Origin of the sequence: Shewanella hanedai, assembly GCF_007197645.1 — a bacterium.
In the GTDB taxonomy this organism is placed as follows: Bacteria; Pseudomonadota; Gammaproteobacteria; order Enterobacterales; family Shewanellaceae; genus Shewanella; species Shewanella hanedai.
Map to the genome: position 1 here is coordinate 85,506 of NZ_VKGK01000005.1, position 12,703 is coordinate 98,208.

At 41.5% G+C, this 12,703-nt stretch carries 11 protein-coding genes; 10 read left to right on the forward strand and 1 reads right to left on the reverse strand.

Features of this window, described 5'->3' with window-relative positions; genetic code table 11:
• The first annotated feature begins 32 nt into the window (after nt 1-32).
• The 5 genes from pdxH to FN961_RS06005 all read left to right on the forward strand — a co-directional run bounded on the left by pdxH (nt 33) and on the right by FN961_RS06005 (nt 3,415).
• A complete protein-coding gene (pdxH, locus tag FN961_RS05985) occupies nt 33-674 on the forward strand; it encodes a pyridoxamine 5'-phosphate oxidase (protein WP_143563648.1) in 642 nt (213 codons plus the stop codon).
• A 218-nt stretch (nt 675-892) separates the two neighbouring features.
• On the forward strand, nt 893-1,468 hold the full coding sequence (locus FN961_RS05990) for a YceI family protein (RefSeq protein ID WP_143563649.1): 576 nt from the start codon (nt 893-895) through the stop codon (nt 1,466-1,468).
• A gap of 129 nt (nt 1,469-1,597) precedes the next feature.
• Nucleotides 1,598-1,948 carry a DUF3802 family protein gene (locus FN961_RS05995; protein WP_143563650.1) on the forward strand — a complete coding sequence of 117 codons (351 nt, stop codon included), beginning with the start codon at nt 1,598-1,600 and terminating at the stop codon, nt 1,946-1,948.
• A gap of 115 nt (nt 1,949-2,063) precedes the next feature.
• Complete coding sequence (locus tag FN961_RS06000; RefSeq protein WP_143563651.1) at nt 2,064-2,429, forward strand: SpoIIAA family protein; 366 nt, start codon at nt 2,064-2,066, stop codon at nt 2,427-2,429.
• Nucleotides 2,430-2,545: 116 nt separating this feature from the next.
• A complete protein-coding gene (locus FN961_RS06005) occupies nt 2,546-3,415 on the forward strand; it encodes a putative ATP-dependent zinc protease (RefSeq protein ID WP_143563652.1) in 870 nt (289 codons plus the stop codon).
• A gap of 48 nt (nt 3,416-3,463) precedes the next feature.
• On the opposite strand, the gene FN961_RS06010 is transcribed toward FN961_RS06005, so the two are convergent.
• Complete coding sequence (locus FN961_RS06010; protein WP_143563653.1) at nt 3,464-6,082, reverse strand: PAS domain-containing protein; 2,619 nt, start codon at nt 6,080-6,082, stop codon at nt 3,464-3,466.
• 371 nt (nt 6,083-6,453) lie between these two features.
• Between FN961_RS06010 and pheS the strand changes: the two genes are divergently transcribed.
• The 5 genes from pheS to FN961_RS06035 all read left to right on the forward strand — a co-directional run bounded on the left by pheS (nt 6,454) and on the right by FN961_RS06035 (nt 12,495).
• Nucleotides 6,454-7,437, forward strand: coding sequence for a phenylalanine--tRNA ligase subunit alpha (gene pheS, locus FN961_RS06015; RefSeq protein WP_143563654.1), 984 nt, complete (start codon nt 6,454-6,456; stop codon nt 7,435-7,437).
• Between the two features lie 15 nt (nt 7,438-7,452).
• Complete coding sequence (gene pheT / locus FN961_RS06020; protein WP_143563655.1) at nt 7,453-9,840, forward strand: phenylalanine--tRNA ligase subunit beta; 2,388 nt, start codon at nt 7,453-7,455, stop codon at nt 9,838-9,840.
• A gap of 4 nt (nt 9,841-9,844) precedes the next feature.
• Complete coding sequence (ihfA, locus tag FN961_RS06025; RefSeq protein WP_012324697.1) at nt 9,845-10,138, forward strand: integration host factor subunit alpha; 294 nt, start codon at nt 9,845-9,847, stop codon at nt 10,136-10,138.
• Nucleotides 10,139-10,217: 79 nt separating this feature from the next.
• A complete protein-coding gene (gene lpxM / locus FN961_RS06030; protein WP_143563656.1) occupies nt 10,218-11,153 on the forward strand; it encodes a lauroyl-Kdo(2)-lipid IV(A) myristoyltransferase in 936 nt (311 codons plus the stop codon).
• Between the two features lie 310 nt (nt 11,154-11,463).
• On the forward strand, nt 11,464-12,495 hold the full coding sequence (locus FN961_RS06035; RefSeq protein WP_143563657.1) for a YncE family protein: 1,032 nt from the start codon (nt 11,464-11,466) through the stop codon (nt 12,493-12,495).
• Nucleotides 12,496-12,703 lie beyond the last annotated feature (208 nt).

Consider the following 12,703-nt stretch of genomic DNA (forward strand, 5'->3'; position numbering starts at 1 on the left):
CGCTTGTTCCTATGGATTAAGGATAGAGATAAATGTCAAAACTGAGTGATATCAGGCGAGAATATTCTTTAGGGGATCTTCACCGAGAAGTACTTCCTGATGATCCAATGAGTTTATTCTCTAAGTGGATGGAGGAGGCGAGAGACTCTGAGTTATTGAGTGATCCTACCGCCATGTCTGTTGCGACAGTGGATGAAAACGGTCAACCTTTTCAACGTATTGTCTTGTTAAAAAGATTCAGCGAAGAGGGCTTTGTCTTTTTTACCAATCTGGAAAGCCGAAAGTCTCAACAGATTGCGCATAACTCCAAGGTGAGTTTGCTGTTTCCTTGGCATGCTTTAGAGAGGCAAGTTGCGGTGACGGGGGAAGCGGAAGCATTATCGACAACTGAGGTGCTCAAATACTTTATGACTCGACCTAAAGAGAGTCAGATCGCGGCTTGGGTCTCGAAACAATCGAGTAAAATATCTGCTAGACAAGTCCTGGAGACGAAATATGCAGAAATGAAAGCTAAGTTCAGTCAAGGTGAAGTGCCTCTGCCTAAGTTTTGGGGAGGCTATTTAGTTAGGCCTTCAAGCATTGAGTTTTGGCAGGGCGGGGAACGTCGATTGCACGATCGTTTTATCTATTCAAAAGAGCAAGACAACTGGGATATCTCAAGGCTTGCACCTTAATTCTGATTAACACACTTAGAAAGGGACTGTGAAAACAGTCCCTTTTTTATATCGCTATTATTCTTGTTACGTTGTATTTACCTTTTTTTACTGCTCTTACCTTAAAGCCACTGCAAAGCCAAACTGCACTTTATTTCGATCCATTTCCATTTACATTCCGTTAATTAGATTTATATACTGTCAGCTACATCTCCTCGGTTATTTTTTAAGGAACAGATATGAAACGAATACTCATCACACTTATTCTTGGAACGCTTAGTTTCATGACTTCAGCGGCGCCATGGAAAGTGGACAATGAAGCTTCAGATATTAATTTTATTACAACAAAGAAAGTTAACTTTTCAGAGGTGCATAAATTTACGTCTTTCTCAGGCAGTTTAAGTGATAAAGGCGACTTTGAGCTTGCGATTGATCTGGCGAGTGTATGGACTAATGTTGCCATCCGCGATACTCGAATGAAAGAGATGTTGTTCGAAGTGGCTTCTTTTCCCAAATTAATGCTTAACGCTAACATTTCAATGACCGCATTGGATAAGATTAATGTCGGCTCTAGTGCATCAATGCAAGTTGACGGCAAGGTGTCTTTTCATGGTGAAACGCAAACAGTACCTATGAAGGTGAGTGTCATTAGACTCAATGAAAAAGAGCTTATTGTCGTGAGTGCTCAACCTGTGATAATTAATGCAGAACAGTTCGGCCTTACAAGGGGAGTTGAAAAATTACGTGAGATTGCAGGACTTACCTCTATTGGTCATTCAGTACCAGTATCTTTCATATTGAACTTAAGGCGTTAATTTTTCTGGCTATTCAACGCCATTCTTAGTCATTAAACCTGTAAATAAAATCAAATAAAATGCCAATTAAACTGGCTAATGAGCATGGCATCGACCATGCTTTATTTGAGTATAAAAACAGAGACTAAGATGGTTACAGATAAAGAAGGGTATGTGCACCTCATTCAATACCTCACTGAGAATTTGTCGCTGTTTGAAGGCAAAGGTCATGGGGCGTTGACTGATGATACAGTTCTTGAGTTATTTGAAGAGCAACTAGCCGCTCAAGTCATTATGGTATGCGTTCAAAACCCATTACTAAACTTTGCTCAAAGAAATAAAGTGATAAGAGAAGTTGATGCGGTTGGTAATGATCTCGAAGAGATTTTAGGGAGTGTTGCTTATCAAAAGGTGACACCAGATCAAATCTCTTTTATCACTGAGTTTGCAGGTTTGATAAAAAATCTGTTCGATCATGAAGTAGCCAGCCTTCTCACATAATTCATGTTGGTTTAACGGCACGCTTTACGTTAAATATATGGCGTTAAGAAGATTAAGAAGGTGCCACTTATTTTGATGTTCTGGACTAGTGATTTATTAGAGCAAGGAGCACATTATGCTTGAACTGTTACACGGTTTTGACCATGACACTGTTGCCATTCGAGCATCAGGGGTTGTGACGGGCAAAGATTATGACCAACAGCTAATGCCAATTATTGAAGATAAGTTGAAAGATCATGCCAGTATCAAGCTCTGGTATGAGTTCGATGATAAGTTCGAAGGGGTAACGGTAGGCACACTCTGGGATGACGCTAAAATAGGTTTGTTTCACATGACCGATTTTTATCGGGTGGCCATTATTACCGACAGTAAGTTGGTAACTGGTATGGCTAATGCTTTAGCCTATATGATCCCTTGCCCAGTTAAAGTTTTCGAACGACATGAAGCATCAGACGCCTCTCATTGGATGAAAGAAACCTAAACTCTCATATCGCAACTCTTTGCATAAATAAAATTTAATCAGCCGACTCAGTGTCGGCTTTTTTGTTTGTTTGTTAGTATGGTTAAAATGAATTTATTTATAGATAGGGAACCGAAATGGTTAAAATTATTGGCTTTTGTATTTTACTACTGACCAGTGTTGCGTGGGCTGGAGATAAAGCCATCATAGGGCCAACGGCACATATGTCAGTTAGCGAAACGGGTCTTAATTACCAAGCAAGAATAGATACCGGAGCGGGAAATACTTCACTGCATGCTTACGATCTTGAGATTGAAGGTGGGAGTGCAAAGAAGATGAAAGACAATGTGGGAAAAAACCTCATGTTTACCACTGAAAATGCAGCAGGTGAAAAGAAGCGTTTAAAAAGCAAAATTGTTAAAACGTCTACTGTGAGTAACTCTCAAGGGAAAGAGACGCGTTATATGGTTGAGCTACATGTGGGTGATAAAGGCCATGAACGAAAGGTAAAGGTCAATCTTAGAGATCGCAGCCATATGAACTATAAACTCCTGATTGGCCGTAACTGGCTTAAGGGAAAGTATATTGTTGATGTTTCGGATAAAAAGGTAATAGGGCCAGTTGCGCCAATCAGTATTCTCGAGACGGACATGATGTTCAAAACACGAATTGATACTGGGGCTGTTGAAAATTCACTTCATGCTGTCGATCTTCATGTTGAAAACGGCGTGAAAGATATGGATAAAAATGTAGGCAAGATACTCAGCTTTACCACTGAGAATGAGAAGGGCGAGACTCAGCGCGTTCATGCCATGATTGTAGAGACATCATTGATCCGAAATGCACAGGGCAGTGAGGTTCGTTATATGGTTGAGCTCACTGTTGGTGAGAAAGGGCAAGAATATAAGGTCAAAGTAAACCTCAGAGATAGAAGCAAAATGAGTTATAAATTGTTAATTGGGCGTAACTGGCTCCAAGGTCACTACTTAGTCGATGTGTCTCGTTAATCGTTAGTTGTATTAAAGGTGCTTCGGCACCTTTTTTTGTGAGAAGAATTATTCATCTTTAGGCAGATGACAAATCGTACGGGTAAATTGGTTGATTTCGGATTCTATAACTAACTCGCCATGATGTTCAGCCATTAACCAAACATTGAGAATAGACAGGCTCCTGTCGTTCAAATTGGATAATAGTTGGCTATTTATCAGTTGAAGTTTTTCAGGAGCAAGTCCAACACCATTGTCCTGAACGCTGATAACTATTTCCTCCTCTTCTTGCTCGACGTTAATGGATATGTATCTACCGGTTTGTCGATTAACAAAGGCATGGGTGAGACTGTTATTTATGATGGAGTAAAATAGAAATAGCAGATCCCATGAAGAGACGGTGATACTAATCTCCTCGTCGCACTCAAGGGTCACTTCAATCTGCTCTTGCATCAGTTTAGATGTAAATACTGCCAGAAAGTGCGTTAAGAATTGCGATAGGTTGATCGCTTTCATCGTTGCACTTCTGCTGACTAACAGATGTTGGAAGTGCCTTAAGGTGTCTGTATGGTGGGTAAGAACCGTTAACATCTGCTCATTTTCGATATTGGCTGTCAATCTGTTTTGGCACTCATGGGCGATGAGTTTGTCCAGTTCAAGCATTTGTTGCTTAATCAGATTAGAGAACATATTTGGAAACAGCAGGTATATATTGGAGTCCATATTTCGCTGTTGAGTATGATTGGAACTCTGCTGTTCTAATCGATTAATCAATTCTCGTTGTTCATTGTTCCTCATGTTGGTCAGTGTTATCTCTTCTGCTAGTTTACTAACCTCTGTGGAGAGTTGTTGATTAACCGTCTGTAGCTCTTGGGTGATCACTTTTTGGGAGCTGATATCGAAAGCCATATTTCCAATTGCGGTGAGCTCACCTTCATCATCAAAAATGGGGTATTTGGTCACTTGATAAATAATGTCGCCATGGGGAGAGGGAACCGCTTGTTCAAAACAGTGAGGTTCTTGAGTCGTTAGGATGATCTTATCTTGCTGCACTATACTTTCGGCAATATGAGATGGAAAAATCTGCAGATCTTTTTTGCCAATGATGGTGTGTTTCTCTATACCAACAATTTCACAAAACCGATTATTCACTAACGTATATGAACCATTTATATCTTTGATAAAAATTAGATTGTTGGAGGAGTTTAATAATGAGTTGAGTTGGAGTTTGTTTAATTTGAACTCTTTTTGTGCCAGTTTTTGAACTGCAACTTGCTCCTCTAAAGCGAGATTGTTGGCATCTAAACTAGCAAAAGCCACTTCAAGCTGATGGTTTCTGAATACAAATGCTTGAGCTAGCTGCCCCATTTCATCATGGCGAGTCGATGCTTCCAGTTCAAGTTTAGCAACCTGGTTTCGTTTTAACGCATGCACCATTTTTGAAATAGGTTGGATAAACAGCTTGTGTTGCAATAGGAACAATATGATCAACCCAAACAGTTGCAGCAGAACTAGGTAAAAACCTATTCGCGCGGCAATATGATTGGCTTCCTCATTAATTGAGTCCAGTGGGGTGACAAGCACAACTTTCCAGAATGTTTTAGGCATAATGAAAATAGAGACAAGCACGGGTTGCTGATTGTTACTTTCTAAATCGAGTTCAAAAGAGCTGATTAGTTCTGCTTTTTGTAATGTATGACTTGCACTGAGGTTAATTAAGGCAACAAGTTTATTTACTTGAGTGACATCGCTATTTTCAAATAACCCTGCCAGTTGTTCATCATTGTATATTCGATTTTGGGCTGCTCGACTGATTAGCTCATTATCAATTTTTATCAATTCCCGTTGAATTTTGCTCAGTTCAGGTTTCTCCTGTGAAAGTTGTTCGAAGGGCTGGAATAGAGCCGGACTTTCAATTAAAGCTGGGGTCACACGCCTTTCTGGAAAAGCGATGATTTTATTGAGATGGTCTAGTGCAAAAATATAGGCATTATTTTCAGTTTCTTCATTAATGGCTTCATCGAAAAAGTTGGCTAACCCAGCAAGGGTGATATCGATGGTTGCAACCCCTAAAAATTGATGATCTGACCACATAGGAACAGACGCGGTTAGCATGGCTTCTTTTGTGTAGGTATCGATATAGGATTGAGACCACAATGGCATGTTTCTAGGGTAGAAACGAATGGGTTTATACCAACTTTCTAAATGATAATCTGGGCCTCTGTATGTGTTGTACCCCTCTACTGGTTGCAACTCAAGAGTTTCATTTCTTGCCCAAAATAAACTGTCGCGTTCCTTGTCCTGATTAAAAGCCCCTGGCTCTGGCCAGATCCCACCACCGGTGATCAGTTGATGTTTTCCATCGGCATTCAATATGGTGGGTATCGACTCGCGTAACACTTGGGTATTGCCACGGTAAAGCTCCCCTAATGAGGCTACCGAGGTGGCTAATGTTTCTATTTTCGTTGTGGTTTTTTCTAGTGTGGCGACGAACGCCAACCCTTGATTCTGGCTTAATGCTATTTGAGTCTGCAGGTGATGACTTTTCTCTATGCTGAAAATAAGCCAAACACTGGAAATGATGATTAAAGAAGCGATTAAAAATTGAATAACGGAAAATTTGATTGGTAAACGGTCACGCCAGCGCAAGACCTTTAAAGGGGAGTGGTTTAGGCTGGAATTACCCATAATAAACGTGAATCCTTAAGTCGTTAAATAAGTTCAAATGATGGTTATCTTCTTAACTAAATAGCTAAACTTTAGACATTTTCTTTCATTTAAAGCTTCATTCTTTGCATCTGCAAACGAGTTTACGCTGGACATGAACTTATCGCGAGCAAAAGTTTACATATCAAGTACTGTTTAGCAACAATAACACCTCAACTTTGGGCGTTGAATAATTGAACATCTTGATAAAATAACGGTTTTGTATATAAAACAATGAAAAGCCGCTGGTCAAATGCTTCAGGGTCACGTAAAATTTTAGTCTTTTTCTATTTTCACAAAGAAATAGCAAGTACTGACAGCAATGGCCTGTGGGCCGCGCATTGGAAGAGATGATGTCACAGTTAACAGAGATCGTAGAACAGGCTTTAGCCGCCATCGAAGGGACAGATGATTTAAAAGCCCTTGATGACATTCGTGTCGATTACCTAGGTAAGAAAGGTAAAATCACAGACATGATGAAAATGATGGGGAAACTCAGTCCAGCAGAAAAACCCGTTTTTGGACAAGCAGTTAATCAGGCGAAACAAGCGGTTCAGAAGCTGTTGTCTGAGCGTATAGAGGGACTGAAAGCTATTGAGCTGCAAGCGACTCTTGCAGCAGAAAGCATTGATGTCACGCTACCGGGCCGTCGTATCGACAACGGCGGTTTGCACCCTGTGACGCGTACCATCGAACGTATTGAAACTTTTTTTGGTGAGCTCGGATTTAGTGTAAAGGAAGGTCCTGAAATCGAAGATGATTTCCATAACTTCGATGCATTAAACATTTCAGAGCACCATCCTGCTCGTGCCGATCATGATACCTTTTATTTTAATCCTAAGGTGATGCTTCGTACCCAGACTTCTGGTGTACAGATCCGTACCATGGAAAATGAAAAGCCGCCACTGCGTATTATCTCCCCCGGTCGCGTGTACCGTAATGATTATGATCAGACTCACACACCTATGTTTCATCAGGTCGAAGGTTTACTGGTTGCTGAAAACGTAAATTTTGCAGAGCTTAAAGGTATCTTGCACGACTTCCTACGTAATTTCTTTGAAGAAGATTTACAAGTTCGTTTCCGTCCTTCTTATTTCCCATTCACTGAACCATCAGCGGAAGTGGATGTTATGGGTAAAAATGGGAAGTGGTTAGAAGTATTAGGTTGCGGCATGGTTCACCCTAATGTACTTCGTAGTGTTGGTATTGATCCTGAGAAATACTCTGGATTTGCTTTTGGTATGGGTGTTGAACGTCTTTCTATGTTGCGCTATGGCGTTAACGATCTGCGTTCATTCTTTGAAAACGACCTACGTTTCCTCAAGCAATTTAAATAACGGAGCTGTATTAGCATGAAATTTAGTGAATCTTGGCTTCGTGAGTGGGTAAATCCAAGCATTAGCCGTGACGAATTGTCACATCAAATCACCATGGCTGGTTTAGAAGTTGATGGTGTCGAAGGTGTTGCTGGTGAATTTACTGGTGTCATTATTGGTGAAGTTGTTGAATGCGGTCAGCATCCAGATGCTGATAAGTTACGCGTAACGAAGATCAATGTTGGTGAAGACGAGCTAATTGATATCGTTTGTGGTGCATCTAACTGTCGTCTCGGTATTAAAGTGGCTGTTGCTATGGTAGGTGCTGTCCTTCCTGGCAACTTTAAAATTAAAAAAGCCAAATTACGTGGCGAGCCATCTTGCGGCATGCTTTGCTCTTACACTGAGCTTGGTATCAATATTGAAAGTGACGGTATTTTAGAACTTCCATCAGATGCGCCATTAGGAACAGATCTTCGTGAGTATCTAAGTCTTGATGATGCAGTGATCGAAGTTGATCTTACTGCTAACCGTGCAGATTGCCTCGGTATGGCCGGTCTTGCTCGCGAAGTGGGCGTACTAAACCGCCAAGCTGTAATACAACCTACATGGGAAGCAGTTGTCCCATCTATTGACGATACCGTGAATATTGATCTACAGGCGCCAGCGTCGTGTGGACGTTATTTAGGTCGTGTGGTTAAAAACGTTAACGTCAAAGCTGCGACACCACTTTGGATGCAAGAAAAATTGCGTCGTAGTGGCATTCGCTCTATCGATCCAATTGTTGATATTACTAATTATGTATTGGTTGAGTTCGGTCAACCTATGCATGCCTTTGATCTTGCAAAGCTTGAAGGTGATATTCAGATCCGCATGGGTAATGGTGCTGAGAAGCTCACACTGCTCGATGGTAATGAGATCACCGTTCCAGCTGACAGTTTAGTCATCAGTGATGAAAAGAAGCCTCTAGCGCTCGCAGGGGTATTTGGTGGTGAATTCTCTGGCGTGAGTAATAAAACGCGAGATATTATGCTGGAATGTGCGTATTTCTCCCCGCTTGCTATTTTAGGCAAGACACGTCGTTTAGGATTGCACACTGATTCTTCACATCGCTTCGAGCGTGGTGTCGATCCAGAGCTGCAACACAAGGCGATGGATCGTGCTACTCGCTTGGTGCTCGATATTTGTGGCGGCGAAGCAGGTCCGGTTGCTGAAGCTAAGTCAGATGAGCATTTGCCTAAGCCAGTTGCTATCACGCTGCGTCGTAGCAAACTTGATCGTATTTTAGGTCATCATATTGCCGATGCTGAAGTGACTGAAATTATCGAGCGTTTAGGTTTTACTGTCGTGACGACTGCTGAGACATGGGAAGTGGTGACTGCCACTTACCGTTTCGATATGGCCATCGAAGAAGACCTGATTGAGGAGGTTGCTCGCATCTATGGTTATAACAACATTCCTAATATTGCACCTGTAGGTTCTTTGAGCATGCCTGATCATAAAGAATCAGACATTAGCTTAAAGCGTGTACGTAGCATGTTAGTTGCACGTGGTTTTCAAGAAGCTATCACCTATAGTTTTGTGGATCCTAAGATGCAAGCACTGGTTCATCCTGGTGCTGAAGCCATGATTTTACCAAATCCAATCTCAATTGAGATGTCTGCAATGCGTTTATCGACGCTAACTGGTCTGCTCAGTGCTGTTGGTTACAATCAAAGTCGTCAACAAAATCGTGTTCGACTTTTTGAGTCTGGATTACGTTTTGTTCCTGATGCAACAGCTGACTCTGGCGTGCGTCAGCAGGCGATGTTAGGTGCTGTGATTTCCGGTGTTCAAAACGATGAACATTGGTCAATGGAGACAAAAACTGTCGACTTTTTCGACCTTAAGGGAGATCTTGAGGCAATTATCGGCTTGACAGTGTCCGAGGAAGAATTTACTTTTAGATCAGCAATGCATTCGGCTTTACATCCGGGGCAATGTGCTGAAATATTAAGGAATGATAGAGTAATCGGTTTTATTGGGGCAATTCATCCAAGTTTAGAGAAGCCTTTCGGACTCAATGGTAAAACAATTGTTTTTGAACTGGAACTCGATGCTTTGTTGCATGCGCAACTGCCGTTAGCCCAGACTGTATCTAAGTTTCCAGCTAATCGTCGAGACATCGCCATCGTAGTTGATGATGAAGTTCTTGCTGGAGATGTTGTAAAAATGATAAGAAAAGTTGGCCAAAATCAGTTGGTTGGCATAAACTTATTTGACGTATACCAGGGTAAAGGTGTTGAACCGGGCAAAAAAAGCCTAGCGATAGCACTTACATTACAAGACAACACTCGTACACTTGAAGAGAAGGAGATAGCTGAGATGGTTGATTCAGTTCTTTCGACTCTCAAGTCAGAGTTCAACGCATTGTTGAGGGATTAAAAGTATGGCACTTACCAAAGCCGAAATGGCAGAGCATCTTTTTGAAACACTTGGAATTAACAAGCGTGTGGCTAAGGAGATGGTAGAGGCGTTTTTCGAAGAAATTCGTCAAGCACTCGAAAGTGGTGAGCAGGTCAAGTTATCTGGCTTTGGCAATTTTGACCTTAGAGATAAGAATCAAAGACCGGGAAGGAACCCGAAAACAGGCGAAGATATTCCAATCTCTGCTCGCCGAGTTGTAACTTTCCGACCTGGACAGAAGCTGAAGAGCAGAGTCGAAGAGGCTAACGCAAAGTAAGATTTGCTAGTTAGTAAAATGTTAAGGCCACTCTTGGAGTGGCTTTTTCAGTTTGTTTATATCGTCAGAGGTTAATTTCTTGTCGAGAAAGCCGAAGTATTTTGATAGAAGTTTTCACGCTTCCTTGCTGCACCCTAAATATTGGCTGACATGGGTAGGGATCCTAATTTTAGTGATCTTTGGCCTGATGCCTGCTTGGTTTCGTGATCCTATCGCGAGATTGCTTGCTAAGTTGGTGATGAAAGTCGCTAAAAAACCGCTTTCGGTTGCCAGAGTCAATTTAACGACCTGTTTTCCTGAGAAGTCAGCGGCTGAAATTGACGCGTTGATTATTGATAACGTTGAAAACTTTGTGATGATTTTATTAGCTCAATCAGAACTTATGGTGCGTTCGAAAGCAAACATAAGAGATAGAGTAAGATTGCACGGCTTTGAACACGTTATTCAAGCGCGTGAAGCTGGGCAGCCTGTTATCTTTATCATGCCTCATGTTTGGGGGATTGAGTATGCAGGGCTAAGGCTAAACCTAGATTTGCCAATGGTAAGTATGGCGAAAGCCCACCGTAATGGTTTGTTCAACTGGTTTAACAACCGAATGCGCAGCAGTCAGGGCGGTAATATTTACATGCGTGAGGCTGGGATAAGAGCACTATTATCTGAGCTTAAACATGATAATAGTTTTTTCTACCTTCCCGATGAAGATCTCGGTCCGGATAAAAGTGTGTTTGCACCTTTTCTCGGTACGGTTAAAGCCACAATACCTGTGGTGGGTCGCTTGGCGCAAGCTGGTAATGCGCAGGTGATGCCAGTTAAGATTGGTTACGATCAAAAGAACTATCGCTTTGAATTAACTGTGATGCCTGCTATCTCAGCTGATGAGATGCAAGGTAAAGAGAACGAAGCGATAGCACTCAATAGAGCGGTAGAGCAAGTGATCTTAGCGTATCCAGAACAGTACATGTGGTTCCTTAAGGTGCTAAAAACAAGACCGGAAGGCGAGCCTCTACTTTACTAATATTATTGTAGTGACGAAAGAAGTGAGTCATATCTTTTGGTATTACTCACTTTTTTATATCCGAACATCTGCTTTTACCCAATTTAATCAGTTTTTTTATAATATTTCCCCAAAAAGCTAATACCTTGCGACTAGTGCAATTGTACTAAATGAATCCTTATTAGATCTGTTCGCTGTTTTTTTATAAAGCTGTGACTGTTTCGTGATAAATCCCCTTTATTTTAAGTCGAATATACTTTTCGGAAATGACTATTTTCCGCTAAAGATGGATACAAATAGATAAAATACAAATGGAATGGGGATAATGAACATGAAGTTAAAATTTCTTTTACTATCAGTAATGTTAGGAAGCGGATATCTCGGGGCCGCAAATGCGTCCTATACAGAGGTTGATCAAGGCACTGTCGCGGTTGCTAATCGGGCGTCGGGTTCGGTATCTATTATCGATGTGCAAACTGACAATGTGGTCAATACGCTGATCCTGCCAGCGGCAGCGCAAATTCCTGAGCCTATGTATGTAGTCTACAAAGAAAATCGGCTCTATGTAGGGGATAGGGCGAATAACCGTATTGTTGTATACGATAGCTTCGGTTTTAATTTGCTGAAAATAATCCCGACAGGCAGTGGTGTTTTTCACATGTGGGCAGCAGAAGAGGCGCAGGTGTTACTGGTCAATAATGACATCGACAAAACGGTTACAGTGATCGACACCAACTCTTTGAGTGCCATCAATACTCTTTCTTTACCCAGTGATCTTTTGGCAGAAGGTTTTAAACCCCATGATGTGTTTATCACCAATAAGGGGAAAAATGCATTTGTCAGTTTAGTGGATGGACAAGATGGCAATGACTACATCGTCAAACTCTCGATTAAGCGAAACAAAGAGCTTTCTCGCAAAGAGGTGGGAGGAGATCCACATTTATTTATCTCCCCATTAAAGAGAAATACACTGTACGTACCTTCACAGGATAGTGGCGAGGTATTGGCGTTAAACACTCGAAATCTTGCTACTCGTTATCAATTTGATGTGCCCAACGCACATGGCGTATATGCACTAGGCCGTCGTCTTTATGTGACCAATATTGCAGAAGGCGGTGCACATGGACTGTACACTTTGGATGCCAAAGGAAAACACATTATCGATACCGACAATACGCCTTATGGCGCACCACATAATATTACTGTGACGGCAAATGGGCAGAAGATTTACGTGACGCATTCAGGTGCAACACAAGATAAGGTGAGTGTGTACCAAACGATACCCGGTCGGCAGTTACCGAGTTATTTAGGTGAAATAACGGTGCAAAACAATCCGTTTGGCTTAGCTTATATTCCACACTAAATGAGTTGAAGAGGTTTTTTTTATCGGTGACGATACCAATAACCCGTGTTGTCGCAGATATTGGTATTAATGCTGAACACTCTTTAACGGTTTTAAACTCATACATCTGTCATGGCAGTTCATATATTGTGCTGCCATTCTCAATTTTTATACTCCGCTCAGGTTCTTTAGCAGTGTTTTTGTCTTCTTTTATGGCTACCTTTAGTAT

Coding starts and splice junctions, on each gene's coding strand:
- ihfA (WP_012324697.1), top strand. CDS start 9,845: ATGGCACTTACCAAAGCCGAAATGGCAGAGCATCTTTTTGAAACACTT.
- FN961_RS06000 (WP_143563651.1), top strand. CDS start 2,064: ATGCTTGAACTGTTACACGGTTTTGACCATGACACTGTTGCCATTCGA.
- FN961_RS06005 (WP_143563652.1), top strand. CDS start 2,546: ATGGTTAAAATTATTGGCTTTTGTATTTTACTACTGACCAGTGTTGCG.
- pheT (WP_143563655.1), top strand. CDS start 7,453: ATGAAATTTAGTGAATCTTGGCTTCGTGAGTGGGTAAATCCAAGCATT.
- pheS (WP_143563654.1), top strand. CDS start 6,454: ATGTCACAGTTAACAGAGATCGTAGAACAGGCTTTAGCCGCCATCGAA.
- FN961_RS06035 (WP_143563657.1), top strand. CDS start 11,464: ATGAAGTTAAAATTTCTTTTACTATCAGTAATGTTAGGAAGCGGATAT.
- FN961_RS06010 (WP_143563653.1), bottom strand. CDS start 6,082: ATGGGTAATTCCAGCCTAAACCACTCCCCTTTAAAGGTCTTGCGCTGG.
- FN961_RS05990 (WP_143563649.1), top strand. CDS start 893: ATGAAACGAATACTCATCACACTTATTCTTGGAACGCTTAGTTTCATG.
- FN961_RS05995 (WP_143563650.1), top strand. CDS start 1,598: ATGGTTACAGATAAAGAAGGGTATGTGCACCTCATTCAATACCTCACT.
- pdxH (WP_143563648.1), top strand. CDS start 33: ATGTCAAAACTGAGTGATATCAGGCGAGAATATTCTTTAGGGGATCTT.